The organism is Duganella sp. CF402, from assembly GCF_900109645.1.
Taxonomy (GTDB): Bacteria; Pseudomonadota; Gammaproteobacteria; order Burkholderiales; family Burkholderiaceae_D; genus Rugamonas.
This window is the reverse complement of record NZ_FOBG01000001.1, coordinates 2,396,052-2,422,206: the sequence shown is the minus strand read 5'-3', so window position 1 is coordinate 2,422,206 and position 26,155 is coordinate 2,396,052. Positions and strand designations below refer to the sequence as shown.

The 26,155-nt window shown below is 63.9% G+C and carries 21 protein-coding genes; 13 read left to right on the top strand and 8 right to left on the bottom strand.

What is annotated here, in order from left to right:
• The first annotated feature begins 28 nt into the window (after positions 1-28).
• The 3 genes from tssM to BMZ70_RS10860 are packed head-to-tail and all read left to right on the top strand — an operon-like array spanning position 29 to position 5,571.
• Complete coding sequence (gene tssM, locus BMZ70_RS10870; RefSeq protein WP_092277745.1) at positions 29-3,841, top strand: type VI secretion system membrane subunit TssM; 3,813 nt, start codon at positions 29-31, stop codon at positions 3,839-3,841.
• On the top strand, positions 3,838-4,806 hold the full coding sequence (gene tagF, locus BMZ70_RS10865) for a type VI secretion system-associated protein TagF (RefSeq protein WP_092273575.1): 969 nt from the start codon (positions 3,838-3,840) through the stop codon (positions 4,804-4,806). Before tssM ends, tagF begins: the two co-directional genes overlap by 4 nt.
• Before the next feature lie 12 nt (positions 4,807-4,818).
• Positions 4,819-5,571 carry an OmpA family protein gene (locus tag BMZ70_RS10860; RefSeq protein ID WP_092273572.1) on the top strand — a complete coding sequence of 251 codons (753 nt, stop codon included), beginning with the start codon at positions 4,819-4,821 and terminating at the stop codon, positions 5,569-5,571.
• Here the strand turns inward: BMZ70_RS10860 and icmH are convergent, their stop codons facing one another.
• Both icmH and tssK read right to left on the bottom strand, forming a co-directional pair.
• Positions 5,572-6,354, bottom strand: a complete 783-nt coding sequence (gene icmH, locus BMZ70_RS10855) for a type IVB secretion system protein IcmH/DotU (protein ID WP_092273569.1) — start codon at positions 6,352-6,354, stop codon at positions 5,572-5,574. It abuts the gene before it with no gap.
• On the bottom strand, positions 6,351-7,697 hold the full coding sequence (gene tssK / locus BMZ70_RS10850) for a type VI secretion system baseplate subunit TssK (protein WP_092273566.1): 1,347 nt from the start codon (positions 7,695-7,697) through the stop codon (positions 6,351-6,353). Before tssK ends, icmH begins: the two co-directional genes overlap by 4 nt.
• 169 nt (positions 7,698-7,866) lie before the next feature.
• On the opposite strand from tssK, the gene BMZ70_RS10845 reads away from it, so the two are divergent.
• The 9 genes from BMZ70_RS10845 to BMZ70_RS10805 all read left to right on the top strand — a co-directional run bounded on the left by BMZ70_RS10845 (position 7,867) and on the right by BMZ70_RS10805 (position 17,494).
• Positions 7,867-8,466 carry a tetratricopeptide repeat protein gene (locus tag BMZ70_RS10845; protein WP_092273563.1) on the top strand — a complete coding sequence of 200 codons (600 nt, stop codon included), beginning with the start codon at positions 7,867-7,869 and terminating at the stop codon, positions 8,464-8,466.
• A gap of 9 nt (positions 8,467-8,475) precedes the next feature.
• Complete coding sequence (gene tssB, locus BMZ70_RS10840) at positions 8,476-8,976, top strand: type VI secretion system contractile sheath small subunit (protein WP_092273560.1); 501 nt, start codon at positions 8,476-8,478, stop codon at positions 8,974-8,976.
• Between the two features lies 1 nt (position 8,977).
• The gene (gene tssC / locus BMZ70_RS10835) at positions 8,978-10,465 is read left to right on the top strand and encodes a type VI secretion system contractile sheath large subunit (protein WP_092273557.1); all 1,488 of its coding nucleotides are present in this window, start codon (positions 8,978-8,980) and stop codon (positions 10,463-10,465) included.
• 28 nt (positions 10,466-10,493) lie between these two features.
• A complete protein-coding gene (locus BMZ70_RS10830; protein WP_092273554.1) occupies positions 10,494-10,985 on the top strand; it encodes an Hcp family type VI secretion system effector in 492 nt (163 codons plus the stop codon).
• Positions 10,986-11,080: 95 nt separating this feature from the next.
• On the top strand, positions 11,081-11,542 hold the full coding sequence (gene tssE / locus BMZ70_RS10825; RefSeq protein WP_092273551.1) for a type VI secretion system baseplate subunit TssE: 462 nt from the start codon (positions 11,081-11,083) through the stop codon (positions 11,540-11,542).
• On the top strand, positions 11,539-14,121 hold the full coding sequence (gene tssH, locus BMZ70_RS10820) for a type VI secretion system ATPase TssH (RefSeq protein ID WP_092273548.1): 2,583 nt from the start codon (positions 11,539-11,541) through the stop codon (positions 14,119-14,121). The genes tssE and tssH overlap by 4 nt, the downstream gene beginning before the upstream one ends.
• A gap of 9 nt (positions 14,122-14,130) precedes the next feature.
• Positions 14,131-14,985, top strand: coding sequence for a type VI secretion system protein TssA (gene tssA, locus BMZ70_RS10815; protein WP_092273545.1), 855 nt, complete (start codon positions 14,131-14,133; stop codon positions 14,983-14,985).
• Positions 14,986-15,087: 102 nt separating this feature from the next.
• Positions 15,088-16,830, top strand: a complete 1,743-nt coding sequence (locus BMZ70_RS10810; protein WP_092273542.1) for a methyl-accepting chemotaxis protein — start codon at positions 15,088-15,090, stop codon at positions 16,828-16,830.
• A 28-nt stretch (positions 16,831-16,858) separates the two neighbouring features.
• On the top strand, positions 16,859-17,494 hold the full coding sequence (locus BMZ70_RS10805) for a tRNA-uridine aminocarboxypropyltransferase (RefSeq protein ID WP_092273539.1): 636 nt from the start codon (positions 16,859-16,861) through the stop codon (positions 17,492-17,494).
• On the opposite strand, the gene BMZ70_RS10800 is transcribed toward BMZ70_RS10805, so the two are convergent.
• Genes BMZ70_RS10800 through BMZ70_RS10790 form a run of 3 tightly spaced genes read right to left on the bottom strand, consistent with a single transcriptional unit; the run spans position 17,478 to position 22,677 of the window.
• Positions 17,478-20,255, bottom strand: coding sequence for an Hsp70 family protein (locus BMZ70_RS10800; protein ID WP_092273536.1), 2,778 nt, complete (start codon positions 20,253-20,255; stop codon positions 17,478-17,480). The genes BMZ70_RS10805 and BMZ70_RS10800 overlap by 17 nt on opposite strands.
• Entirely contained in the window at positions 20,255-22,099 is a 1,845-nt protein-coding gene (locus BMZ70_RS10795) for an Hsp70 family protein (RefSeq protein ID WP_092273533.1), read from the bottom strand. Before BMZ70_RS10795 ends, BMZ70_RS10800 begins: the two co-directional genes overlap by 1 nt.
• Positions 22,096-22,677: a DUF2760 domain-containing protein gene (locus tag BMZ70_RS10790; RefSeq protein ID WP_092273530.1), complete on the bottom strand. Its 582-nt coding sequence runs from the start codon at positions 22,675-22,677 to the stop codon at positions 22,096-22,098. The genes BMZ70_RS10795 and BMZ70_RS10790 overlap by 4 nt, the downstream gene beginning before the upstream one ends.
• 143 nt (positions 22,678-22,820) lie before the next feature.
• Between BMZ70_RS10790 and BMZ70_RS10785 the strand changes: the two genes are divergently transcribed.
• Entirely contained in the window at positions 22,821-23,978 is a 1,158-nt protein-coding gene (locus BMZ70_RS10785) for a PA0069 family radical SAM protein (RefSeq protein WP_092273527.1), read from the top strand.
• Here the strand turns inward: BMZ70_RS10785 and BMZ70_RS10780 are convergent.
• From BMZ70_RS10780 to BMZ70_RS10770, 3 genes are all read right to left on the bottom strand, one after another.
• Positions 23,970-24,533: a gamma-glutamylcyclotransferase gene (locus tag BMZ70_RS10780; protein ID WP_092273524.1), complete on the bottom strand. Its 564-nt coding sequence runs from the start codon at positions 24,531-24,533 to the stop codon at positions 23,970-23,972. The genes BMZ70_RS10785 and BMZ70_RS10780 overlap by 9 nt on opposite strands.
• Positions 24,534-24,563: 30 nt before the next feature.
• Positions 24,564-25,130: an NAD(P)H-dependent oxidoreductase gene (locus tag BMZ70_RS10775; RefSeq protein ID WP_165403489.1), complete on the bottom strand. Its 567-nt coding sequence runs from the start codon at positions 25,128-25,130 to the stop codon at positions 24,564-24,566.
• An 80-nt stretch (positions 25,131-25,210) separates the two neighbouring features.
• A complete protein-coding gene (locus BMZ70_RS10770; RefSeq protein WP_092273519.1) occupies positions 25,211-26,125 on the bottom strand; it encodes a LysR family transcriptional regulator in 915 nt (304 codons plus the stop codon).
• Between the last annotated feature and the right edge of the window lie 30 nt (positions 26,126-26,155).

Here is a 26,155-nt window from a genome sequence, read left to right as displayed (position 1 = left end):
CCGCCGTCTTCGCCGGACACCATCTATGATGCGCAAAATCTGGACCTTCCTGACTGATAGCCGCAATCTCACCATCATTGGCCTGACGGCGATGGCGGCGCTGTTTTACCTTGGCGCGCAAATGCTGGAACTGGCGCTGGTGTGGGCCTTGGCCGCCATCGCCGTGATGCTGGCGCTGGCCGGCGCGGTGTGGGGCTGGCGACGCTGGCGCGCGCGGCGCGAGTCTGAATTGCTGGGCGGGGCCATCGTCGATCCGTCGGTCGCCGAGGTAAAAGCCATCCGCGACAGCATGCTCAAGGCGATCGATACCATCAAGGGCTCGAAGCTGGGCATGGTCTCCGGCACGCGTGCCTTGTACGAGCTGCCGTGGTACATGATCATCGGGAATCCGGCGGCGGGCAAGAGCACGGCCGTTACCAACTCCGGCTTGCAGTTTCCGTTCGCGGACGGGAAGGTACTGCAAGGCGTGGGCGGCACGCGCAACTGCGACTGGTTCTTCACCACCGAAGGCATCCTGCTCGATACGGCGGGCCGCTACTCGGTGCTTGATGAACATCGCGCAGAGTGGTTCGGCTTTCTCGATTTGCTGAAGAAGTATCGCCGCCGTGCGCCGGTCAACGGGATTGTGATTGCGGTCAGCATCGCGGAACTGCGCGGCGAGGATCCGGAGGCGGGCATCCAGCTGGCGCGCAGCCTGCGCAAGCGCGTGCAGGATTTGATCGAACGCCTGGAGATTTTCGCGCCGGTGTATGTGGTGTTCACGAAGGCTGATTTGATTGCGGGCTTCGGCGAATTTTTCGCGCAGGCGGAGCGCACGGAGCGTGAGCGCGCATGGGGCGCGACCATGCCGTATCAGCGCAAGACCAGCAGCCAGCAGGTGATGGCGTTCTTCGATCACGCTTTCGATGAGCTGTGCGACGGCTTGAAGGCGATGAGTCTCGCCATCATGGGCCAGCAGCGGCGCGAGCGCATGGAGCCGGGCGTGTTCACGTTCCCGTTGGAGTTCTCGACCATCCGCGCGCCACTGCGTGCGTTTTTGGTGACGCTGTTTGAAGAGAACCCGTTCCAGTTCAAGCCGGTGTTCCGTGGTTTCTACTTCACCAGCGCGCTGCAGGAGGGAATGCCGCTCAGCGAGCAATCGCAGCGCGTAGCCAAGCGCTTTGCTTTGGCGGCGTCCGATACCGCCGCTGTCGCCGGCGCGGGCAATTCGGGCTTCTTCCTGTTGAACTTATTCCGCAAGGTGATCTTCGAGGATAAGGATCTGGTGTCGCAGTACGCCAGCAAGACCAAGGTGCGTTTGAAGTATGCCGCCTTCTTCGGTGCGGTGCTGCTGCTGGGCGCATCGCTGGGCGGATGGAGCTGGGCTTACATGGGCAACCGCCAGCTGGTCAGCAATGTGCAGGCGGATCTCGACAAGGTGATCAAGCTGCAGGCCAAGCGGCTGGACCTGCAATCGCGCCTTGAAGCGCTGGAGATCATTCAGGATCGTATCGTGCAGTTGGAGAAGTATCACGATGCGCGTCCGTGGTCGCTGCGTATGGGTCTTTATCAGGGCGAGCTGTTGGAGCGCAAGCTGCGTGAGGAGTACTTCGCCGGCGTGAGGAATGTGATGCTGATGCCGGTGGTGGCGAATCTGGAAACGCAGCTGTCGGAGATGAATGTGCATGCCGCCGAACTGCAGCCGGGCGCCGCCAACGTGGACGATGGTTACAACGCGTTGAAAAGCTACCTGATGCTGGCTGATAAATCGCACGCGGAAGCCAGTCACCTCAACGATCAGTTGCCGCGTCACTGGCGCGCTTGGCTGGACAATAATCGCGGCGCCATGCCGCGCGAGCAGATGATCCACAGCGCCGAACGGTTGATGACCTTCTATCTCGCGCAGATTCCCGATCCGGCCTGGCCGCGCATTGATCTGAAGCTGGCGCTGGTGGAACAGTCGCGTGAAAACCTGCGCCGCGTGGTGCGTGGTCTGCCAGCGCGGGAGCGCGTATATGCCGATATCCGTGCCCGCGCCAATACGCGCTTTCCATCGGCCACGGTGGCGCGCGTAGTGGGCGAGCAGGATCAGGCGCTGGTCAACGGCAGTTACGCGGTGCCGGGCGCGTACACACGCGAGGCGTGGGAGAAGTTTGTGCAGGAGGCTTTCCGCAACGCCGCCAGCCGCGAGCTGCAAAGCAGCGACTGGGTGTTGAAGACTGCCGCCCGCGACGACCTGACGCTGGAAGGCAGTCCCGAACAAATCCAGAAAGGCCTGACGGAGTTGTACAAGGCGGACTACGCGCGCGAGTGGCAGAGGTTTGTGCAGGGCGTGAACATCTCCAACCTGAATGGCTTCGATGCGGCGGTGGCGGCGATGAACCGGCTCGGCGATCCGCAAGCGTCGCCTTTGACCAAGCTGCTGGCGGCGATACACCAGCAAACCTCGTGGGACAATCCTTCGGCGATGAGCGCGGAGGTGAAGGAGGCGCGTACGGGCTTCATCAACTGGATCAAATATAGTCTGCTGCGGCGGTCGCCGGCGCAGGTCAACATCAACCTGCCGGCGGAACGCGCGATGGCGATGGGCGCGGTGGGGCGCGAGTTCTCCGGCATCGGCAAGCTGGTGGCGTCCGGTGACAAGGATGCATCGCTGATGCGCGCCTACATGGATGTGCTGTCCAAGCTGCGCGGCCGCATGAATCAACTGAAGAACCAGGGCGATCCCGGTCCCGGTGCACGGCAACTCATGCAGCAGACGCTGGACGGCAGCGGTTCGGAACTGGCCGACGCGCTGCGCTGGGTCGACGAGCAAATGCTGGTCGGGATGAGCGATACGCAGAAGCAGGCCATACGTCCTATCCTCGTGCGGCCGCTGATGCAGACCTTCGCCGTGCTGATTCCCGCCGCCGAAGCGGAGATCAACAAGACCTGGCTGGCGCAGGTGTATGAGCCGTTCCAGCAGTCGCTGGCGAACAAGTATCCGTTCGCGCCGAACGGACGGGTGGAGGCGGCCAGCACCGAGATCGCTCAGTTCTTTGGGCCGGATGGCGTGATCGCCAAATTCGCCACGTCGGCAATGGGGCCGCTGGTGCTGCGGCGTGGCGATGTGCTGGCGCCGCGCACCTGGGCCGACATGGGCATTACGCTGGCGCCGCAGATGGCGGCGCGTTTTCCTGGCTGGGTTGCGCCGATTTCTGCAGGCGGTGTGGTCTCGCCGGCCAGCGCGCAGACGGTATTCCAGATCCAGCCGATGCCGGCGCCCGGTGCGCTGGAATACACGGTGGAGATCGACGGCCAGCAGCTGCGCTATCGGAATACGCCGGCGCAGTGGGCGAGCATGGTGCATCCGAGTCCGGAGGGCGCGCCTGGCGCGCGCATCACGGCGGTGGCGGCCGACGGGCGTAGCGTGGAGGTGTTCAATGAGCCAGGGCAGTTTGGCCTCAAGCGCATGATCGATACGGCGGCCAAGCAGAAGCGCGATGGCGGCGTGTTTGAACTGCGCTGGACCAGCGGCGGCATTACGGTGGCGATGGGATTGAAAATCGTCAGCAGTCCGGAAAACGGCGCTGCGGCAAGCGCGCCGCAAGATCAGGGCTTCCGTGGCTTGCGGCTGCCAGAAACCGTCGTCGGCGCACCGCTCGCCGGATTGGCGCCGGGAGCATCGCCGACGCCCACTGCGCCGCCGCTGATGCCGACCGGCGGCGGACCGCCCACGAGCGCTGTAGCCGCCGCTGGCCCCGGCGGCCAGTCTTCGGCAGGTACAGGGGCCAGCGGCGGGCGGCAGTCCGACGCGGCGCCTGCACCGGCATCGGCACCGGGTGCGGCGCCGGCTGGGGCGCTGGTGGGGGCGGTGCGATGAGGCGCGGGGCGCAGGCGGCGCGGATCGGCTATTTCGGCAAGCTGCCCAGCCGCAGTGACTTCATCAAGGCCGCCGACAATCCCGCGCTGGCCACACTGCTGGACGGCTGGCTGGCCGAAGTGATGAATCTCGTCAGCGCCGAGCCGCGCTGGAAGCTGAACTACGATGCGATGCGCCCGCTGCACTTCGCCTTCGTCGGTACGCGCAGCCGGCGCGCCATCGCCGGCCATCTCGCTGCAAGCAGCGATAGTTCGCGGCGACGCTATCCTTTCCTCAGCATGAGTGCCATCGAAGTCGATGCGCCGGCCTCCTTTGTGCCGCGCAGTCCTCTGATCCTGTCGCCGCTTTGGTGCGAACTGGACCTGCTGGCGGAACAGGTGCTGGATGCCATCGATCCCGACGCGGCGCTGCAAGCGCTGGCGAGTACCCGCGTTGACGTCGATGCCGCCAGCGAGCAGCACGCGCTGTCATTTGCCGACTTCCTCGAACGGCACACGGTGACGGCGCTGGAAGCCTTGCTGGGCAGCGGCTGCGTGCGTCGCACGATACTGGCGGTCGGCCTGCTGCTGCAGCCGGTGCGCCGGAGCGGGGCGGAACGTCTCGACAAAAGCCTGGTGCTGCCGTTGCCGCTATCGGAACGCCAGCGCAACCTGGTGGCCGCATTCTGGCTGGACCTGATCGCGCAATTCCTGCAGCAGGCCGACTTTGAACTGAGCCTGTTCTTTGCTGAGGTGCGCGGACAGCCGTCGCTGGTCATCGGCTTCAATGGCGCCGCGCCGGAAACGCTGGCCGCCATCATCGATCCGCACAGCGCCGCCGAGCAGCAGATCCACTTCGATTACACCGGCTGGGTCGATGAGCTGATTGCCGGTGACGCCCGCGTGCAAAAGCTGTCGGCATATCTTGAACAAGGCCAGTTGTCGCTGCGCTCCGTGCAAGCGCTATTCCATGAAACCTTTGAGTGAAGGAGTTCAGCCATGCGTAAAAGTGCGATGATGATGGCATTGTTGGCGGCAGCGGGGGCCGCCGCCCAGACACCGGGCCAGATCGTGGTCACCGGCGCTGTGCCGGATGAGGCCAGCAAGGCCGCCATGCTGGCGCAGGTACGTGCGCTGTACGGTGCCGAGCGCGTGGTCGACCAGGTGACGATCGCGCAGGTCTCGCTGCCGCCGAACTGGAACGGCTACGTGCAGAAGCTGATCGCGCCCAATCTAAAATTGATCAGCAAGGGCGAGCTCAAAATCGACGGAACCAATGTCACCGTACGCGGCGAGGTGGCAAACGAAGCGCAGCGGCAGCAGATCGCCAGCGATATCGCCACCAGCCTCAATCCCAGCTACACCGTCAACAACGGCCTGCGCGTCAGCGCTGCGGAGCAGAATCTGCTGGACGCCACGCTGGACAAGCGCATCATCGAATTCGATAGCGGCAAGGCCACGCTGACCGCATCCGGCCAGGCCATTCTCGATGAGATGGCGGCCGCGCTGCACAAGGTAAAAGGCAAGAAGGTGGAGGTGATCGGCCATACCGACAACACTGGTCTGCGCGAGAGCAACCTGGCGCTCAGCCAGGCGCGCGCCGAGGCGGTGCGGATTTATCTGACCGGGAAGGGCATCAATCCCGACATGGTGATGGTGTCCGGCCAGGGACCGGATCGCCCCGTGGCCGAGAACACCAGTGCGGAAGGGCGCGCGCGCAACCGCCGCATCGAGTTCCGCGTCGCGCAGTAGCTATGGCAATGTGATGGTCACGTAGGCCGGGCGCGGCGCCAGCTTCACCAGGTCCGAGTAGGCCGCCAGCGTGTCCTGCGTAGAGCTGGACAGTGACGATTCCAGGCCGATGTAGGCCGCCATCGCAATCACCCCGAACACCGCTGATACCACCCATAGCGGCGCGTTGGAGCGCAGTTTGTGCACGATCTGGTCGGGCCGTTCCGCCTGCGGTGCGAAGCCCTTGCTCTTGCCCTGCATGTGGGCGATTTCGTCGCCCAGGCGGGCGGTCAGGTAGGCCAGCTTGTCGCTGGCATCCAGCGCGTACTTGCCGCGAAAGCCGATCAGCAGGCACATATGAAACACCTGCAGCGCCGGCAGCCGCGCACCGCCGGCGCTGCGCAGCGCTTCCAGGCGGTCGAAGAAGTGTTCGCCCGCCAGCTGGTCGCCGAAGATCACCAGTTGCAGTGGCCTGCGTTCCCACGCGAAGCGCATCGCAAACTGCGAGGACAGGATGATCTCATCGAGCGCCGCGCAGAAGGCGTATTTGGAGGCGTCGATATCCTCGCCCTGTGCACGCAGCTTGCGCGCTTCGCGGTCGAACTCCGCGAGATAGGCGGTGACGGTGTCGAGGAATTCAGCTTCGCCCGGCGGCGTGCTGCCGTTCTTCAGCATGAACAGCAGATAGAAGCCTTCCTGCAGCAGGTCGAGCAGGGTTTGCACGTGGCCGTAGCCGGGTTGGATCTGCTTGCGCTGGCCGCCCATCAGCGTGGGAACTGCGCGGCGTTCGACCGGGCGCGTCATGCTGTCACCGCGATCAGGTTGAGGCGCAGGTCGCGTATGCCGGCCGGTACGTAGATTGAGATCGACTGCGATTTCAGCATCTGTTCATACAACATGCCTTTGCCCTCCAATGCGAAGTAGTAGGTATCCGGCTGCACCGGGATGGCTGCCGGCACTTGCGGTGCGTGCGTTAGCTTCACGCCGGGCATGGCCGATAGCACGCATTTCTCGACGTCGTCTGGCGCGCCGACCTTGACGCGTAGCGGCACTACCTCCACCAGTTCCAGCGCCGGCAGTGCGGCGCTGACGGCCAGGTAGAGCGTGGTGCGCTGGTCGATCTTGCCGGAATCGAGCTTGCCGAGGTGGTAGCTCGGCTTGTCCTCGGTCAGCGCGATGGAGAAGTATTTGGTGGAGATGACGGTGTCCAGCAGGTCGCGGATGATTGCGTCGATCGCCGAGAAGCATTGCGCCGGATCGTCGTGCTGGTAGCCCGGCAGGTCGATCAGCGTGTATTGCTTGGAGTAGGTCATCATCGCGCCGGCCAATGCCAGCAGTGTTTCAAACAGGCGTTCCGGATGCAGTTCCGGATTGCGCAGGTAGTGCATCAACGTGGCGGCCGAGGTGCTTACGGTGTGCAGCAGCCAAAACGATGAAACGTCGCCGGAGCGGAATTCAATCACGTTGCGGCTAGGTTCGCGCATATGGCCTTGCAGCGATTGCACTTTGGCCTGCAGGGCGTCCAGCAGGCGATCCAGCATGGCCTTGAGCGCAGGCGCGCTGGCGATGGCCAGGCCGGGCGGGATGAATGTCGGATCCGGCTCGAAGCCGCCGGTCACCACGCGCCGCAGCCGTATCACCGGCACACATTCAAAAGCGCCGAGCGGTTCAAGATCGGACAGCAGCCGCACAGCGCTGTTGAGGAAGCTGACGTCCGTGGTGACAGCTTGCGTGTACAGGTCCGCCACTTCACGGCTGGACTGGCCGTAGCGCGCGCCGGTGTGATGCTCGCCAGCCGACGCCGCGTTGCCCCCGCCCGGCGCCAGCGACGGCAGGGCGGCATGCCACGTCACTTCCAGCACGCTGGCGGGAATGCGCGACAAGTCGATCGCCGGCGGTAGCGGGGCGTTGACCGGCGCGTCGACGATTTCGCCATCGCGGAAGATGATCGACAGCGCTTCCAGCCGCAGCTTGCCGGCCTTGAGCGCGTCGAGGTCCCATGCGATTTCGCGCACGCCCCACAAGTAAGGATGGAGTGCTTGCGCAGTGCGGCGCAGGCGCGCTTCGTGATAGTGGTCCTGCTGCTGGAAGTGCTGCGGCCGCAGGAACAGGCCTTCGCCCCACAGCACCTTGGATGGAATGCTCATACGGTCTCCCTGTTGGATATCCATGCATTAGAACGAAAGCAGCGCTGTTTCTCCTTGCGTCGCCTCAAGCAAAGAGAAAACAGCACGCTGCTTGAGCAAGCGCAATCGGCGAAAAAAGCGTTCATGAATAATGGCCTTCTTCCGAACGGTTACGCAAAAGGAGAAACCAATGAGCACTTCAAGAACATGGCTGCCTTGTGTCGCCAGCATGCTGTTGCTGTCGGCCTGCGCGACAGACGGCGCCAGCGTGCGTGCTGAAAAGCCGCAAGCCGTAACGCTCGATCGCGCACTGGCCGACGCTGACGCGGCGCTGGTTGCGGGGCAGGCCGACAAGGCGCAAGGCATCCTCAAATCGGCCGCCGCCAACTACCCGGCGGAGAAGACGCCGTGGCTCCATATGGCGCAAATGAAGTTCGATCGTGCCAGCTACGGCGAGGCGATCATGAATGCGCAGGAAGCGCTGCAGCGCGATCCCAATGACAAACTGGGAAACAGCATCGTCGCCGTCAGTGGCTTGCGCCTGTCAACCAAGGCGCTGGCGGACCTGAGCCAGCAAAACAATCTGAATGGCTCGCTGCGTTCCGAGGCGCAGGACCTGGCCAAGCTGCTGCGCACTAGCCTTGGCGAAGATGTGCTGGTGCCCACTGCGCGCAAGCCGGTGCCGGCACCTGTCGCTCCGCCGGCGAAGAAGGGTTCGAACACTGCCACCGGCCCGGCGAAGAACAACAACCAGACCAACAACAGCGATCCGTTCGGCGGATTGAAATAAGGAGCATGTATGGCTAACGGCGACAGCATTCAAAAGCGTCTCACCAAGGTGCGTCCTCCGCGCGTGCAGATGACCTACGACGTGGAGATCGGCGATGCGATGGAAAACAAGGAGTTGCCCTTCGTGGTCGGCGTGGTGGGAGACTTCGGCGGCAATTCGGATGTGGAGAAGAAGCGCCTGAAGGACCGCAAGTTCGTCAGCATCGACAGCGGCAACTTCGATGAAGTGTTGAGCGGCGTGGAGCCGGTGGCGCGTTTCCAGGTGCCGAACCAACTGGCCGGCGACGACAGCAGCTTCAATGTGGAGCTGCGCTTCAAGGCGATGGACGACTTCCGGCCCGAGTCGATCGTGCAGCAGGTGGAGCCGCTGGCCAAGCTGCTGGAAGCACGCAGCAAGCTGGCCGACCTGCGCAACAAGCTGGCCGGGAACGACAAGCTGGAAGACATCCTGAGCGACGTCCTGAATAACACCGACAAGCTGGCGAGCCTGAGGGCCGCCAAGGGGAACTGACATGTCCGCACAACTGAATCAAGCGCAGGAAGCCGCGCCGCTGCAGGAAGGCGACAGCCTGCTGGACCGGATCGTGGAAGAGAGCAAGGTCGCCAAATCCAGCGTGGAGCATAAACGCGCCAAGGACATCATCGCGGAGCTGGTGAATCAGGTGCTGGACGGTACCGTGGCGGTCTCCAACAACCTGTCCGCCACGCTGGACGCGCGCGTGGCGGAGCTGGACAAGCTGATATCGAGCCAGTTGAGCGCCATCATGCACGCGCCGGCGTTCCAGAAGCTGGAGCAAAGCTGGACCGGCCTGCATTACCTGGTGAAGAACTCCGCTACCGGGCAGGGATTGAAGATCCGCGTGCTCAACGCCACCAAGCGCGAACTGGTGCGGGACTTCCAGTCCGCGCTGGAATTCGATCAGAGCGCGATGTTCAAGAAGATCTACGAGGAAGAATTCGGCACCTTCGGCGGTGCGCCGTATGCCGCGCTGTTGGGGGATTTCGAAATCTCGCGCCAGCCGGAAGACATGTACTTCATCGAGCAGATGTCGCACGTGGCGGCGGCCTCGCATGCGCCATTCATTGCCTCGGCGTCGCCGGAACTGTTTGGGCTCGAAAGCTACGGCGACCTGTCCAAGCCGCGCGACCTGTCCAAGGTTTTCGATACGGTGGAATACGCCAAGTGGAAGGCCTTCCGCGAATCCGATGACTCCCGCTACGTCGGCCTTGCGCTGCCGCGCTTCCTCGGCCGCCTGCCGTTCAATCCTGTCGACGGCACCACGGTGGAAGGCTTCAACTTCGTCGAGGAAGTCGACGGCACCGATCACCAGAAGTACCTGTGGTGTAACGCCGCCTATGCCTTCGGCGCCAAGCTGACCAAGGCCTTCGATGATTTCGGCTGGTGCGCGGCGATCCGCGGTGTGGAAGGCGGCGGCCTGGTGGACGACCTGCCGACCCACACCTTCAAAACCGACGAAGGCGAAGTGGCGCTCAAGTGCCCGACCGAAGTCGCCATCACCGACCGCCGTGAGAAAGAGCTGAGCGACCTTGGCTTCATCTCGCTTGTCCACTGCAAGAACACCGCGTACGCCGCCTTTTTCGGCGCGCAGTCTGCGCAAAAGGCCCGCAAGTACAACTCGGAAGCGGCCAATGCCAACGCCGTGCTGTCCTCGCAGTTGCAGTACATCTTCGCCGTATCGCGCATCGCGCACTACATGAAGGCCATGATGCGCGATAAGGTCGGCAGCTTTGCGTCCGCCTCCAACGTCGAAGATTTCCTTAACCGCTGGCTCATGAAATACGTTCTGCTGGACGACAACGCCAGCCAGGAACAGAAGGCGCAGTTCCCGCTGCGCGAGGCCTCGGTGCAAGTGCACGAAGTCGCAGGGCGGCCGGGCGTGTTCCGCGCGGTGTCCTTCCTGCGTCCGCATTTCCAGCTCGATGAGCTGTCCGTTTCACTCCGTCTGGTCGCGGAGCTGCCACAACCGACCAACTACTGAACCCCGATAAATTGAGAGGAGCATTCCAATGGCAATCGACGTATATCTGTACATTGACGGCATCAAGGGCGAATCGAATGACGACCGCCACAAGGACTGGATCGAGTGCCGGTCCGTGAGCTTCGGCGTGGAACAGCCCAAGTCCGCCACCGCTTCCACTGGCGGCGGCCATACGGCGGAGCGTTGCGAGCATCGCGACATCGTGCTGTCCAAACTGGCCGACCTGGCGTCCCCGATCCTGCTGCAAACCTGTTCGGCCGGCCGCACCATCCCCAAGGCCAAGTTTGAGTTCATGCGTGCCGACGCCCAGGGTGAGCGCGTGAAATACTACGAAATCGAAATCGAGAATGTGCTGATCGGCGCCGTGTCGCCGGCGGTGGAGGAGGGCGACATCCTGAGCGAGGAAGTCGCGCTCAAATTCTCCAAGATCAAGTGGAAGTACACGCAGCAGAAAATCAGCGGCGGCGCTGGCGGTAACACGTCCGGCGGTTGGGATCTGTCCACCAACCGCATCGTCTGAAGCTTCCCCTGCGCCCGCGCCGGTCCTCGTGGCGAGCCGGCGCCGCGCGCCTTTAGCCAGGCCTTCCCGGCCTGGCTCTTTTTCGAAAGTCTGGCATGAACGGCTTTACTCCCGGCCTGCTCGATCGCTTGCTTGGCGAAGCAGCACCCCGCATGTCGCTGGAACAGTACAAAGACAGCGTGGCGCGCGATCTGGAAGACTTGCTGAACACCCGCTGCGCCATCGCCGTCGAGACGATGCGCGCCTATCCCGAGTGCGCGCGCTCGATCGCCAATTACGGACTGGTAGATTTCGCCGGCATGTGCTTTGGCAGCGATGACGACCGCATGCGCATTTGCGCCGCACTGAAAGCCGCCATCGAACGGCATGAACCGCGCCTGCGCAATGTGCAGGCCCGCCTGGAACACGAACCCGGCTCGATCAACCGCGTGCGCTTTGCCATCTACGGCACGCTGGCCGGACTACCCCATACCGAAGCTGTCAGCTTTGACGCGGTGCTGCAACCGTCATCGCTGCATTACTCGATCAATCGCAGCGCACGTGGAGGTCGCAAATGAACCTGAAGTCCTTGATCGGAAAGCTGAATGACACCACGCGGCTGGCCGTTACCCGCGCCGCCAGCATTTGCGTGGCGCTGGGCCAGCACGAAGTGGAGATTGAGCACTTGCTTCTGGCCTTGCTGGAGCAGGAACGCTGCGACCTGGTACTGATCGCGCGCAAGTGCGGCGTGAATGTGGAAGCGCTGGAAGCCGACCTGCATCAGGAGGTGAGCCAGTTTAAGAATGGCAGCACTCGCACGCCGGTGTTTGCACGAGACCTGCCGGTGCTGCTGGAACATGCCTGGCTGATTGCCTCCCTGGCGACGCCGCCGGACGCCATTCGCAGCGCGCATCTGCTGGTTGCGCTGCTCGCGGATCCGGAGCTGGAACAACTGGCACTGCGGGCGTCGCGCCAGTTCGCGAAGATTCCCATCGACGAAGTCAAACATCAGTTGGAGAAGTACGCACATGGCTCGCAGGAAGAGACGACCGCAGCCCCCGCAGCCTCCGCCGCTGCGTTTGCCGGCACCGTACGCACGCCGGCGCTGGACCAATACACCACCAGCCTGACGCGCATGGCGCGCGAGGGCAAGCTCGATCCTGTCATCGGGCGCGAGGCGGAGATACGGCAGATGGTGGATATCCTGCTGCGCCGGCGGCAGAACAATCCGATATTGACCGGCGAGGCGGGCGTCGGCAAGACGGCAGTGGTGGAAGGACTCGCATTGCGCGTGGGGGCTGGCGATGTGCCGTCGGCGCTGAAGGAGGTGGAGATCCGCACACTGGACATGGGCTTGCTGCAAGCCGGCGCCAGTGTGAAGGGCGAGTTCGAAAACCGCCTGAAGAATGTGATCGATGAGGTCAAGCAAAGTCCGCGTGCCATCATCTTGTTCATCGACGAGGCGCACACCATGATCGGTGCGGGTGGCGCTGCGGGACAGAATGATGCGGCTAATCTGCTCAAACCTGCGTTGGCGCGCGGTGAGCTGCGCACCATCGCCGCCACCACTTGGGGAGAGTACAAGAAGTATTTCGAGAAGGATGCAGCGCTGGCGCGCCGCTTCCAGGTCGTCAAAGTGGAAGAACCCAGCGAGGATATCGCCAGCGCCATGTTGCGTGCGATGGCGCCGCTAATGGAGAAACACTTCAGTGTGCGTATCCGCGACGAAGCGGTGACGGAAGCGGTGCGGCTGTCGCATCGCTACGTCAGCGGACGGCAGTTGCCTGACAAGGCGGTCAGTGTGCTCGATACGGCTTGCGCACGGGTGGCGCTGGCGCAGAGCGGAGCGCCGGCTTTGCTGGAAGATGCGGCGAAGCAGATGGAACGCATCAGCGCTGAAATCGCGGCCTTGCAGCGGGAAGAGGGCGGCGCGGCGCTGCACCAGCGCGTGCAGCACCTGCAAGCCAGCTTCGCAGCCTGCAAGGAAGAATGCGCGCAGCACACGGAGCGCTGGCAGCGCGAGCAAGCCATCGTGGCGGCCATCGTACGCGCACGGAGCGGCGAGGGGCACGGTGGCGGCGACGCAGAACTTCGTGCGTTGAAGGCAGAACTCGCGGAGCTGCAAGGCGAATCGCCGCTCGTACCGCTGGAAGTGGACGGCGCCAGCGTGGCTGCCATCGTCTCCGGCTGGACTGGGATTCCGCTGGGCCGCATGGTCAAGGACGAGATCCGCACCGTGCTGTCGTTGCAAGGCGCGCTGCAAGAACGCATCCTTGGCCAGCCGCACGCGATTGCCGCCGTGGCGCAGCGCGTGCGTACCGCGCGTGCCAACCTCGATGACCCGAACAAACCGAAAGGCGTATTCCTGTTCGTCGGCCCCTCCGGCGTCGGCAAGACCGAAACCGCATTGGCTCTGGCCGACCTGCTGTATGGCGGCGAGCGCAAACTCATCACCATCAACATGAGCGAATATCAGGAAGCGCACAGCGTGTCCGGCCTCAAAGGTTCGCCGCCGGGCTACGTCGGCTACGGCCAAGGCGGCGTGCTGACCGAAGCCGTACGGCGTAATCCCTACAGCGTGGTGCTACTGGATGAAATCGAAAAAGCCCACCCGGACGTGGTCGAACTATTCTTTCAGGTGTTCGACAAGGGCGTGATGGACGATGCCGAAGGCCGTGAGATCGACTTCCGCAACACCATCATCATCGCCACCGCCAATGCCGGCTCGGCCACCATCATGCAAACTTGTGTGAACAAGGAGCCGCCACCGCCGGATGAACTGGAACAGCTGCTGCGCCCTCAATTGTTCAAGCACTTCAAGCCAGCGTTCCTCGGTCGCGTGAAAGTAACGCCGTACTACCCGATACCGGACGCGGTGCTGGCGCAGATCATCGAACTGAAACTGGCGCGCATCGCGCAACGCATCCGCGAACATCACCACGCCGAATTCACCTACGAGCCGTCGCTGGTGGACGCGGTGCTGGCTCGCTGCACCGAAGTCGATTCCGGCGCGCGCAACGTCGACCATATCCTTAACGGCACGCTGCTGCCAGAGATTGCGCAGGCAGTGCTGGAAAAGATGGCGCAGGCACAGCCCATCAGCCGCATCAAGGTCGGCACGGGCAGCAAAGGCCAGTTCAAATACACCGTCAAATAGGAGGCGCACATGGCCACCATCGATCAATTACTGCAGCCGGTCAGCGCGGAACAGCCCTGCGGCGAAGATATGTCATTCAGCCGAGAAGTGGACGAAGTGGCGCAAGCGCGCCAGCATGACGATCCGACGCTGGATCAAGGCGAGTGGGAGACCGCGTTGAAGGAAGCCGACTGGCCGTTCGTCGCCAGCCGCTGCGCGCAACTGATCCTCACCCGCAGCAAGGACCTGCGGCTGGCTGTCTGGCTGGCTGAGGCCCAGGCGCGCACGCAAGGTCTTCGTGGCCTCGGCGAAGGCTACGCGCTGCTGGCCGGCCTGTGCGAAAAATACTGGACCGATTTGTATCCATTGGTCGATGACGGCGACTACGACCAGCGCATCGGCAATCTGTTTTGGCTGCTGGCGCGCACGCCGGCGCTGGTGCAAGCCTGCGCATCGCCATCGCTGGACGACGCCGAATTCTGCCTCACCGCGCTGATTCAACTGGAGCGCGTGGTAGATACGCAACTGGGTGCGGACGGTCCCGGCTTCTCGCCTGCCAAGGACGCCTTGCAGGCGGTGATCCGCCATCTCGCCCCGCACAGCCAACTGATGGCCCTCGCTGACGGTGGTCAGGCCACTTCTGGTCACACAAGCGCCACGCTGGGCGGCGCACTGCAAAATCGCGTGCAAGCCCTGCAGCAACTGCGGCTGGTGGCGGAATTCTTCCGTCGCACCGAGCCGCACAGCCCGGTCGCCTATCTGGCTGAACGGGCGGCCAGCTGGGGTGAAATGCCGCTGCATGTGTGGCTGCGTGCCGTGATCAAGGATCCGTCGGCGATTGCGGGCGTTGAGGAACTGCTCGGCGCAGCGCCCGCAAGCGATTGATTGCTGCGTTGCAGCGCAGAATATTTCTTTTCGAACTATAGATTGTGGACAAATAGTGCTAGCATGAACTGGACATTCCAGACTTTTGCTAGGGAGTTTGCCATGAACAATCTCAAGATCGGAACCCGACTTGGCTTTGGTTTTTCGCTGATTTTGTTACTGCTGGTTGCGATGACCACCATAGGCATACTTCGCCTGAGCAGCGCGAGCGCCAAAACCGACGAGATGATTAACGTGAAAATCCGCGACGAGCGGCTGATCGCGGAGTGGGGCAAGATCATCGAGGTGAACGCCGCCCGTACCACCGGCGCCTACATGGTGCGCGATGCGGCCGACCAGAAAAAACTCGAAGCGCTGATGGCCGAATCCTCCGGCCGCGCCACCCAGATCCAGGACCAGATCGGCGCCAACCTCGATGACGATGATCTCAAGCCAGTGTTCAAGCAAGTGCTGGATACGCGCAAGGCTTACACCGATTTCCGCAAGGCCGTATTCGCCGCCAAGAACGCCGGCGACCTGGAAGGTGCGACCAAAATCTACGAAGGCGAGATGACCCAGAGCCGCATCCGCTACCTCGCGGCGCTGAAGGCTTTCGCCGACAAGCAGGCAGCATCGCTGGACGCCACCGCCGTCGAGATCCAGAAACAGTACCAGAGCGGCCGCACCTTGCTGGTGCTGCTAGGCCTTGCCGCGATTGTGATGGGCGTGTTCGCCGCATGGTGGATCACGCGCACCATCACGCAGCCGATCAATGAAGCGGTAAAGGTTGCGGAGACCGTATCCTCGGGCGATTTGACCAGCGATATCCAGGTCAGCAGCAATGACGAAACCGGCCAGTTGATGAACGCATTGAAGACCATGAACACCAATCTGGTGAACATCGTCGGCCAGGTGCGCAATGGCACCGATCTGATTGCGACGGCGTCCACGGAAATCGCAGCCGGCAATCAGGACCTGTCTTCGCGCACCGAGGAGCAGGCTAGCTCGCTGGAGGAAACCGCATCCTCGATGGAGCAGTTGACGTCCACCGTGCGCTTCAATGCGGAGAATGCGCGGCAGGCCAATGAGCTGGCGATCAGCGCATCGGAAATCGCCAGCCGTGGTGGTTCGGTGGTGGGCGAGGTGGTGAACACGATGGGCTCGATCAACGACTCGTCGCGCAAGATCGTGGATATTATCTCGGTCATCGACGGCATCGCGTTCCAGACCAATATCCTGGCGTTGAATGCGGCCGTGGAAGCGGCGCGCGCTGGTGAGCAGGGACGCGGCTTCGCGGTGGTGGCGTCGGAAGTGCGTAATCTGGCGCAGCGCTCCGCCTCGGCCGCCAAGGATATCAAGGGCTTGATCGACGACTCAGTGCAGAAGGTACAGATGGGCTCCGAGCTGGTGGACAAGGCCGGGCAGACGATGGAGGAAATCGTCCAGAGCATCAGCCGCGTCACGCAGATCATGACGCAGATTAGCAATGCCAGCGAAGAGCAAAGCATCGGCATCGCGCAGGTCAACGACGCGATTACGCAGATGGATCAGGTGACGCAGCAGAATGCGGCGCTGGTGGAGCAGGCTGCAGCTGCGGCGGAATCGATGCAGGAGCAGTCGGCCAAGCTGGCCGATGTGGTCAGTGTGTTCAAGCTGGATGGATCGAGCGCGGCGCCCGCGCTGGCGCGTCCGGCCGCACCGGCGCGCGCCGCGCTGCCGCGTCGTGCCGCAGCGGTGGCGGCACCAAAGAGGGCTGTTGCCGCCAAGGCCCCGGCTGCTGCGCCGGCATCCGCACCGGCCGCATCAACCGCACCACGCAAGGCCACCGTTGCTGCCAACGAGTCGGGCGACTGGGAAGAGTTCTAAGCCGCTGTAGGCTGTACAATCGCGGCCTATGAATACTGCCAGTCCCGCGAGTCCAGCCCTTCCCGCGCGGCGCGCCATGTGCGCCGCGTGCCTGCGCCCACAGCAGACCTGCATCTGCCGCTGGGCGACAGCGCAGCCTAATCAGGTCGAAGTCCTGATACTTCAACATCCGATGGAAGTCAGCAATGCCAAGGGCAGTGCGCGTCTGCTGCATTTGAGTTTGTCCAACAGCCGGCTGGAAGTGGGCGAGACGTTCGAACCGCAGCAGCTGCAAGCGCTGCTCTCGCCGGATCGCCGCAACGTGCTGCTGTATCCCGATACGGAAGATGCGTCGCTGGGACTGGCCGCGCCGCAGCCGTTTGACGAGGCATGGCTTGCAGAGCCGCTGCGCCTCGTGGTGCTGGACGGGACCTGGCGCAAGAGCCGCAAGATGCTGTATCTGAATCCGCTGCTGCAAACCTTGCCGCGCATGCCGCTGCGCGACACGCCGCCGTCGCACTACCTGATACGCAAGGCGCATCTGCCGGACCAGCTGTCCACGCTGGAGGCCACGGTGTACGCGCTGGCGCAGCTGGAAAACGATATCAACAAATTCGATCCGCTGATCGCCGCCTTCGACGGTTTCGTGGCCCAGCAGGCAGGCTACATCAAGAAATCAATTTGAGGCCCGGCGGCAGGGCGTCGCCCAGCATGCGCTTTTCGTCGGCCTGGTCGAGCTGCACCACTTCGCGCACCATCGCGCTCCAGTTGGCGGGCGCGGTTGACGCCTGCAGACGGCGCAGCACTTCGGCGCGCAGCGTGTCGTTGATGTCGCGCGAACGGTCGCCGGTCATGCGGGCCAGGTGGGCTGCGGTGTAGCCGGCCGGTTCGACCTTTTTCCAGTCCAGTGCCAGCACGGCGTCCAGCCATTGTTCGACGGTGGCGGTGTCCACCACGTCGTGCGCGCTGCCGTGGAAGGGCTGGCGCGCGCCGACGCGGCTCAAGCCCCACAGCAGGCGGCCGCGCGCGGCTTCGGATTTCTTCTCTTTCTGTAGCTGCTCCAGCATCCACGCGCCGATTTCGGCCTTGTAGTTGCCGGGGATGCGTTCCAGCGATGCGCCCAGTCGCAGCATGTCTTCCTCGCTGCCGTTGACCAGCGTGACAGGTCGGCGGCCGCGTTCTGCAGCATCGGCCTGCACGTTGAAAGCGAAATCGTCCAGCACGCGCAATTGCGCTTCCACGCTCAAGCCGCCCGCAACGCGGCGCCACATAGTCCACCATTCGGCGCAGGCCTGGCTGTCCTTGTGATGCTGCACGCCGGCGCCGAACATGGCCCACAGCTTTTCGATGCGCCATTCGTCCAGCGCGTAGCCGAAGCCGGGACGCAAGCAGTAGCCGCTCAGGTTGAGCCACGCACGTTCGTGTTCGGCGGAGCGGCGGCGGCCTTTGGCGCGTTCCATCAGCGCGTCGAACAGGCGGCGCAGCACGGCGGTCGGCCAGTTTTCGCGGCTGCCCAGCAGGTGCTCGAGCTGGGTGCGCAGTTGCTTCACTTCCTTGATGTCGACTTGCTGCGCGCGGCTGCCGAAGATGCGCTCGATTTTTTCGAGGGCGGCCGGCAGGCCTGCTGGCATCGGTGTTTCATCGGCTGCTGCTTCGGGCGCTGCCTCGCCGCGCAGCTGGAATTCAAGCAGCCAGCGTTGCGCGTTTTCCTTGGCGACGCAGTGGACGTCCAGCGTGCCGACTTCGCTCAGCGTGGCGGCCAGCTGCACTGGGATTTCTTTACGTGCGTCGGCGGCGCTGCTGTCGCGCAGGACGGTGGCGATGGGTGGCAGTTCGATGCAGTCGTCCGGCTGCAGTTCGATCACGTCGCCGGCTTGCGGCGCTTCGGCGGTGGAGGAGGCGAGGTGGAAGCGCACCGGCCGGCCGAGGCGCAGTGCGAAGGTGCGGTCGGCCAGCAGGATTTCTTTGTTCTCGGCCGCGCCGCGCGGCAGGATGCAAATGGCACGTCGTGGCTTGTCGGCCGGGCCGGCGGTGTCCAGCAGCAGGAAGTAGCTGCGCGCGGAGCCGCCGCCGATCACCGGCGCCTGGCCGGATTGGCCTAGCGCGTAGGCGACGCCGCCACGTGCTACGGCGACGTCGGGGTTTTCGTTGTGCAGCACGCGCATTGGTTGTTGGCGCCAGCCTGCCAGCGTCGCTTCCAGTCGGCGTGCCAGTGCGTCGGCGCGGAATACGCCGCCGTTGAGCAGCAGCGTGTCCGGGATCGGGATGGTGGTGCTGTCGGCGGGCAGGCCGAGGGCTTCGCGCGCGGCGGCGGCGTGCTGGCGCAGGAAGTCTGCAAGGTGGCGTGTGATGGCGGCATCGGCGGCGTAGGGCAGGCCGAATTCGACGATGGCCCCGCGACCGCGCTTCGCGGAAGCCTGTTCCGCGTTTAGCGGGAAGAAGCCGTCCACCACCAGCGCGGTGACTTCATCGCGCGTCAGCTCGGCCGAGCGCGAGCCGCCAATCAGCTTCGAGCCGGCGCCCAGCAGCGTCACGGTGGTGCGCTCCGGCGCATCGGCGGCCAGCAGCAACTCCTTAGCCGCCCGGCAGCGTTCCGCCAGTTGCGACAAGCGTGCGGCCGACAGCCGCGCAGGTTCGTTACCGCTCATGCGCGACTCGACGAGGTGGGCGAGCGCGAGGTCCATATTGTCGCCACCGAGGATCAGGTGGTTGCCGACGCCGATGCGGCTGATGGCAGCACCGTCGACCTTCATCAAACTGAAGTCCGTGGTGCCGCCGCCGACGTCGCACACCAGCACCAGCCGCGTATCGGCCAACTGCTCGTCCAACGACGCACGCTGGCGGAACAGCCAGTCGTAGAACGCGGCCTGCGGTTCTTCCAGCAATCGCAACGACGGCAAGCCCGCCATGCGCGCCGCTTCCAGCGTCAACGCACGCGCGCCTTCGTCAAACGATGCGGGAATAGTTAAAACAATCTGCTGCCGTTCCAAAGGCTGCGCAGGAAAGCGCGTATTCCAGGCAGACCGCAAATGCGCAAGGTACGACGCGCTGGCCGCCACCGGCGACACCTTGGCCACATCCGCCTCTGCACCCCACGGCAAAATCGCCGCCATGCGATCAACCTGCGGATGCGAAAGCCAGCTCTTGGCGCTGACCACCAAACGGCCCGGCACCTGCCCTCCCAGTTTGCGCGCGAGGCGGCCAACGACCACCTGCCGCACGCCGGCGACATCCTCCGCCTGCCAAGGCAATTGAAGATCGCCATCCGCCATCTCGCCGTCAGCCGGGTGATAACGCAAGGATGGCAGCAACGCCGCCGCACCAATCTCGCCGGGCGCCGTCAGCTGATCGATATCGAACAACCGAATCTCGGCGCTGCCGGCTTCCGCATAGGCCATCACCGTATTGGTGGTGCCCAGATCGATGCTGACGACGTATTGGCTCATCATGCGTTGCGGACGTCGAACTCCACCTTCCAGCGCTGGCCATCGTTGGCCACGGCGGCCAGTTCCAGCGTGCCCGATTCCGTCGCCATCGCATGCAGGCGTACCTGCACCACATCACCAGCCTGACGGCCTTCCGGCGACAGGTTAGCCTGAATCTCGTTCATCTCGATCAGCTCATCCGGGCCCCAGAAGTCCAGCAGATCGCCGATCTGGTCCTGACGGCGCACCGAGGAACCGAAGAAGCGGAACTGCACCGGCTCACCGACCACCAGGCCAAATTCCTGATTCGGTAATTCGATCTCGCTGCCTTCCTCCATACCGAACGGCGCCACGCACAGCGCCTGAATCGGCGGCTCCATGCCCGGAATCGCCGGCATCGCCGACTCGATCGCCACGTAGTACGAACGCGCCGTGCCGCCGCGAATGCGCACGCCGCTGCCGCGACGCACGTAGCTGTAGTAAGCCGCGCCGCGCGCCACCGCCAGGTCGAGGTCCGCGCCGCCCAGCATGCGCGCAGGCTCTGCGCCTTCCATGTACAGCCAGTCGTTAATGGTGCCCATGATGCGCTGCGCCAGCAGGTCCGACTTGAACACGCCGCCGTTGAACAGCACTGCGGTCGGATGCAGGAACGTCGCTTCGGCGTTTTGCTTGCCGGCGTAGCCTTCCAGTTCCGTCGTCGCGCCAAGCTGGCGCGCGAGGAATGCCGCCAGATGGCGGGTGATGCCCGCGTCCTGCGCATACGGCAAGCCAAGCTGCGTCAGGCCCGCGCGGGTGCGCACGGCCGGACGCGCCGACGCTTCCACTTTCGGGAAGAAGCCGTCGAGGATGAAGGTCGACACTTCCTCGCGCGTGAGTTCGGTGCGGATCGAACCGCCGATCAGTTTCGAGCCACGGCTCGGCACCACGATCGGCCAGGTCGCCACGGTTTCATCGGCCAGCAGTTTTTCCTTGGCGGTGCGGCAGCCGTAGGTCAGTGCGCGCATCTGCCACGCGTCGAGCTGCGTGCCATTGGCGGCCAGCTTGCGTGCGACGAGGTGCGCCAGCGCCAGATCCATATTGTCGCCGCCGAGCAGAATGTGGTCGCCCACCGCGATACGGTGCGGTTCCAGCACGCCGTCGCGTTCCAGCACGGCGATCAGCGAAAAGTCGCTGGTGCCGCCGCCGACGTCGACCACCAGAATGATGTCGCCCGGTTTGACTTCCTTGCGCCAGCGGCCTTCGCTGCCCTGAATCCAGCTGTACAAGGCTGCTTGCGGTTCTTCCAGCAGCGTGAGGTTGGTGTAGCCGGCGGCGCGCGCCGCATCGGCGGTCAGTTCGCGCGCGCCCGGATCGAAGGAGGCGGGGATCGTCACCGTCACGGCCTGTTCGCCGAACGGCGCGTCAGGGTGCGCCTGCTCCCACGCCTTGCGCAGGTGCGACAGGTAGCGCGTGGAAGCTTCCAGCGGCGATACGCGCGCCACTTCTTCCGGCGCGTCGTTCGGCAGCAGGGCGCTGCGGCGGTCCACGCCCGGATGGCTCAACCAGCTCTTGGCGCTGGAGACCAGGCGGATCGGCGTGGTGGCGCCACGGCTACGCGCCATCTCGCCGGCCACGCCGGTTTGTTCTTCAGCCGTTTGCTGCCACGGCAGATTGTTCTCGCCCGGCGCCAGTTCATCGGCGTGCGGCAAGTACAGGAACGAAGGCAGCAGCGGCAGTTCTTCAATCGTGCCCGGTGCGGTCAGCTGCGGGATGGCCAGCACGCCGTGCTGGGTTTTCTCGCCATCGCTGGCTTGCAGGTTCACATACGACAGCGCGCTGTGCGTGGTGCCAAGGTCGATGCCGATGGCGTAACGTGGATCGCTCACAGTTCCACCTCCGCCGGCGCCAGGATGGAGGCGTCATGCGCTTCCGCCAGTTTCGGCAGGCGCACCTCGGCCGAACGCCAGCCGCGATGGCTCAGCGAGCCTTTGAACGGCGCCTTGCCGACCACGTTGCCGGTCAGGCGCACGGCGGCGGCGTCAAAGCCTTCCGGCAGTTCGATGCGGCTGCCTTCCGCTTCGCTGCGGATCGGCTGGATGGTGAAGTGTTCTTTCAACACCTTGGCGCAGCCTTCGTGCACCACGCGCGCGGCCGCGCCGATGTCGGCGTCGGAGTAGGCGGACAGGTTTTCCTGGGTGAAGTCGATCAGGCGTGCCTCGCGCTGGAACAGCGACAGTAGTTGCAGGGCGGCGTCCGGGGTGGCGACGCGCAACGTGACCGGAGCAGGAGCAGGAGCCGGCGCCGGCGCCGGTGCAGCGACAGGCGTGGCGCTTGGCTGCGGCGCTTCGTCGATGCGGCTCAGACGCGCAGCGTACTCAGCGTCCGACAGCGCGCGGAAGAAAGCGCCGATGGCGATGGAAATCCGGCTGAAGAAAGACGGCAGAGGTTGATTGGAATTCGTCATGTATTTACTCACTGTGTAAGGTTGCCGAACGCAGCGCGGGCGCGCGTTTCTGGCGAAGCCCGGCATGATACTTGATATTTCCCTTGATATGGCAGTTTGGAGCGCCTAGAATACTGTATGTTTATACAGTATTTGGGTGTGCCATGTCCCACGATGAAAACAATCAAGAGCAGGTGATGTTGCCGCCGCCCTCGCTCAAGGCGCAAAAAGGGCGTGGCGCGGTCTCCAATATACAGGGTCGTTACGAATTGAACGCGCGCGAGGCCTACGACGACGGCTGGGAGCGCGAGGAAGAGGAGGCCAAGCCGTGGAAAACGCAAGTGACCGAGGAAATCTGCCGCTCCATTTTGAGCCGCAACGCCTCGCCGGATTTGCCGTTCAGCGTCTCGCTCAATCCGTATCGCGGCTGCGAGCATGGCTGTATCTACTGTTTTGCGCGGCCTACGCACAGCTATCTCGGACTATCGCCGGGCATGGACTTCGAGAGCAAAATCTTCGCCAAGGTCAACGCGCCGGAGATGCTGCGACGCGAACTGGCCAAGCCCGGCTACGAGCCAGTGTCGATCGCGCTGGGCGTCAACACGGACGCCTATCAGCCCTGCGAGCGCGAACTCAAGCTCACGCGCCGGGTGCTGGAAGTGCTGCAGGAATGCCAGCACCCGGTGGGCCTGATCACCAAGTCTTCGCTGATCGAGCGCGACATCGACATCCTGGCGCCGATGGCGGCCAGGCAGCAAGCCGGCGTGGCCATCACGCTGACCACGCTGGACCCTGCCATCGCCCGCACGCTGGAGCCGCGCGCCACATCGCCCGCGCGCCGCCTGCGCACCATCCGCACGCTGACCGAGGCCGGCATCCCGGTGGCGGTGAGCATCGCGCCCATCATCCCGTTCGTGACCGAGCCGGAGATCGAGCGGATATTGGAAGCGGTGCATGAGGCCGGTGCAGTCAGCGCCCACTACACCGTGTTGCGCCTGCCGTGGGAAGTGGCCCCGCTGTTCAAGGAATGGCTGCAGGCGCATTTTCCGGAGCGCGCCCAGCGCGTGATGAACCGTGTGCGTGAAATGCGCGGTGGTAAAGACTACGACAGCGATTTCGCCACTCGCATGAAAGGCGAGGGCGTGTGGGCCGAGCTGATCCGCCAGCGCGTGAAAATCGCCAGCGAGCGATTGGGGCTGACGGGCCACGGCAGCCGCTTCCACCGCATGGACTGCTCTCAGTTCACGCGGCCGCTGGTGGTGCCGCCACTGGGTGCGCGCGCCAAGGCTGCGGCCGACGCGGGACAGCTGGATTTATTTTAGCGCGGCCAGGTGGCGCTCGATCTCGAACACGTGCTGGTCGTGGCGGCCCAGTTCGCGCAGGGCATGGGCGAGGTGGTTGAGGTAGTCGCTGTTCGGTCCGCTCGGTCCGGCGGAGCGGGCGATGTGGGCGGCGATTTCCAGTTCGGAGGCGGCGCCGAGGAAGGCGGTGTTGTCCGGCGTGGCGATGTAGACCAGGCCTTCGACCTCGTCGTCGTCTTCAAACGCGATGGCGATGGGCAGGCGCAGGTAGCCGTTTTTTTCGCGGTGGTCGAGATGGGCGAACACCTCCGGCGTGATCAGGTAAGCCATGCCGTGGCAGACGGCGCCTGCCTCTTCGATCAGCGTGACCACGCGGCCCGGCGCTTCCGGCGTGCCGCGATGGTCGTGCGAGCCTTGCCAGAAACGCCGGGTCCAGCCGGCAATGCTGGCCGGGCGGCGTTGCAGGTAGGGGAAGTCCGCCTTGTAGATCAAGGAGCCGTAGCCAAACAGCCAGACGCTGTGATGGCCATCAAACTTGTCCATCTGTTGGTTGATGGCGATGGTGTTCGCAGTCATGATGCTGCATTATAAACGGCGATAGCGCTATCAAGCAGCTTGCTTGAAGGCCAGCGCTTGCTGCAGGCCGGCGAGGTCGCGCACCACGTCGACGTGGCGTACGCCCATGAACTGGAAGGCGGCGGTGAGCTGGCTTTCGTGGTTGCGCATCAGCTCTTCTGCTGGCGCGACGCCCATCACGCCGCAGCTGGACGTGACCAGCAGCAGGCGGGGGGCGCGGCTGGCCTCGGCCGGGGTGGCGTGCTGCAATTGCAGCAGGCGGTCCATCCAGGCCTTCAGCGTCGACGGCGCGGAGAAGTTGTACATGGGAGCGCCCAGCACCACCACGTCGGCGTCGTGGAACTCCTGCAGCAGGGAGGCCGCTTGCAGTGCTTCGGCGCGCAGTTCGGCGTTCATGGGGATATCGTTATCCCAGCATTGGCTGATGACTTGCAGCAGCGGGCCGCTGGCGTGCGACAGCGGGGAGGCCGCAAGGTCGCGGTAGAGGACGGTGGCGTGCTCGTTGGCAGCTGTCAGGGCGGCTACCGTGGCGGCGGTGGTCTGGCGCGAAGCGGAGTGGTCGCCGAGGGCGCAGGAATCGATGTGCAGAATGTTCATCAATGAAGGATACACAATGCGATACATTCACCACAATGGATTTATGGCAATTATGTTTTCCTATTTGAAATAAAGTGTAACTACGACAGCGGCATGTTCCACTCATGCGCTGCCACAAACTCGTGCAAAAAAGTCACGAAACTGTCAGCTGCCGGGGACAGCGCACGCACGCTGCGGGTGTAGACGAAGAAGCGACGCGTCACGGCCGGCGCTTCCAGCGGCCGCATTTTCAGGCCGTACAGCTGCACCATTTTCTCGGCGTAGGGCAGGCACACCGTAATGCCCTGGCCTGCATGCACCATCGCCAGCGCGGTGGTCATGAAGGTGACTTCGTTGTGCGGGCTGCGCGACAGTTCGCGGAACGACACGTGCACGTCGCGCAGCAGGCGTTCGGTGAACTGGCCTTGGAGCGAGATGAACGGGTAGCGGTTGACGTCGCTCCAGCTGATGCGCTTGCGCTTGTCGAGTTCGTGGCCGTCCGGGTAGACCACCACGAACGGCATTTCAAACAGCGGCTGGGCTTCGATTTCGGCGGTGGCGTCGCGCTCAGGGCCGATGCCGAAGTCGACCTCGCCGCTGAACACGCGCGCCGACACCTGCTCCAGCGGGCAGTCGGTCAGCCGCACCTGCACCTCGGGGTGGCGCGCCCGGTAGGCGGCGATCACTTCCGGCAGCATGGTGCAGGAGAGCATTTGCGGCGCCGCCACCCGCACCGAGCCTTGCTTGAGCGCCTTGCGGCTGGCGATATCGGCCATTGCGCGGTCGAGGTCGTGCAGCATCTTGTCGAACAGCGGATACAGTTCGCGTCCCAGCTCGGATAGCTGGGTCTTGCGCGTGGTACGCTCGACCACACGCATGCCCAATAGCTGTTCCAGCTCTTTGATCTGGCCGCTGAGGGCCGATTGGGTCACGTTCAGATGGTCGGCGGCCAGCGTAAAGCTGCCGGTCTTGGCCAGCGCCACCAGGGCGCGCATTTGCCGCAGGCTGGGATTCATTGGAAATTCTGATAAATAAGAAGATAAATA

What these genes read in the sequence shown, in the direction of transcription:
- BMZ70_RS10775 (WP_165403489.1), bottom strand. Translation starts at nt 25,130, where the DNA reads ATGAACATTCTGCACATCGATTCCTGCGCCCTCGGCGACCACTCCGCT.
- BMZ70_RS10830 (WP_092273554.1), top strand. Translation starts at nt 10,494, where the DNA reads ATGGCAATCGACGTATATCTGTACATTGACGGCATCAAGGGCGAATCG.
- BMZ70_RS10770 (WP_092273519.1), bottom strand. Translation starts at nt 26,125, where the DNA reads ATGAATCCCAGCCTGCGGCAAATGCGCGCCCTGGTGGCGCTGGCCAAG.
- tssE (WP_092273551.1), top strand. Translation starts at nt 11,081, where the DNA reads ATGAACGGCTTTACTCCCGGCCTGCTCGATCGCTTGCTTGGCGAAGCA.
- tssB (WP_092273560.1), top strand. Translation starts at nt 8,476, where the DNA reads ATGGCTAACGGCGACAGCATTCAAAAGCGTCTCACCAAGGTGCGTCCT.
- BMZ70_RS10805 (WP_092273539.1), top strand. Translation starts at nt 16,859, where the DNA reads ATGAATACTGCCAGTCCCGCGAGTCCAGCCCTTCCCGCGCGGCGCGCC.
- BMZ70_RS10810 (WP_092273542.1), top strand. Translation starts at nt 15,088, where the DNA reads ATGAACAATCTCAAGATCGGAACCCGACTTGGCTTTGGTTTTTCGCTG.
- tssH (WP_092273548.1), top strand. Translation starts at nt 11,539, where the DNA reads ATGAACCTGAAGTCCTTGATCGGAAAGCTGAATGACACCACGCGGCTG.
- tssK (WP_092273566.1), bottom strand. Translation starts at nt 7,697, where the DNA reads ATGAGCATTCCATCCAAGGTGCTGTGGGGCGAAGGCCTGTTCCTGCGG.
- BMZ70_RS10860 (WP_092273572.1), top strand. Translation starts at nt 4,819, where the DNA reads ATGCGTAAAAGTGCGATGATGATGGCATTGTTGGCGGCAGCGGGGGCC.
- tssA (WP_092273545.1), top strand. Translation starts at nt 14,131, where the DNA reads ATGGCCACCATCGATCAATTACTGCAGCCGGTCAGCGCGGAACAGCCC.
- BMZ70_RS10785 (WP_092273527.1), top strand. Translation starts at nt 22,821, where the DNA reads ATGTCCCACGATGAAAACAATCAAGAGCAGGTGATGTTGCCGCCGCCC.
- BMZ70_RS10790 (WP_092273530.1), bottom strand. Translation starts at nt 22,677, where the DNA reads ATGACGAATTCCAATCAACCTCTGCCGTCTTTCTTCAGCCGGATTTCC.
- BMZ70_RS10845 (WP_092273563.1), top strand. Translation starts at nt 7,867, where the DNA reads ATGAGCACTTCAAGAACATGGCTGCCTTGTGTCGCCAGCATGCTGTTG.
- tagF (WP_092273575.1), top strand. Translation starts at nt 3,838, where the DNA reads ATGAGGCGCGGGGCGCAGGCGGCGCGGATCGGCTATTTCGGCAAGCTG.
- BMZ70_RS10780 (WP_092273524.1), bottom strand. Translation starts at nt 24,533, where the DNA reads ATGACTGCGAACACCATCGCCATCAACCAACAGATGGACAAGTTTGAT.
- tssC (WP_092273557.1), top strand. Translation starts at nt 8,978, where the DNA reads ATGTCCGCACAACTGAATCAAGCGCAGGAAGCCGCGCCGCTGCAGGAA.
- BMZ70_RS10800 (WP_092273536.1), bottom strand. Translation starts at nt 20,255, where the DNA reads ATGAGCCAATACGTCGTCAGCATCGATCTGGGCACCACCAATACGGTG.
- icmH (WP_092273569.1), bottom strand. Translation starts at nt 6,354, where the DNA reads ATGACGCGCCCGGTCGAACGCCGCGCAGTTCCCACGCTGATGGGCGGC.
- tssM (WP_092277745.1), top strand. Translation starts at nt 29, where the DNA reads ATGCGCAAAATCTGGACCTTCCTGACTGATAGCCGCAATCTCACCATC.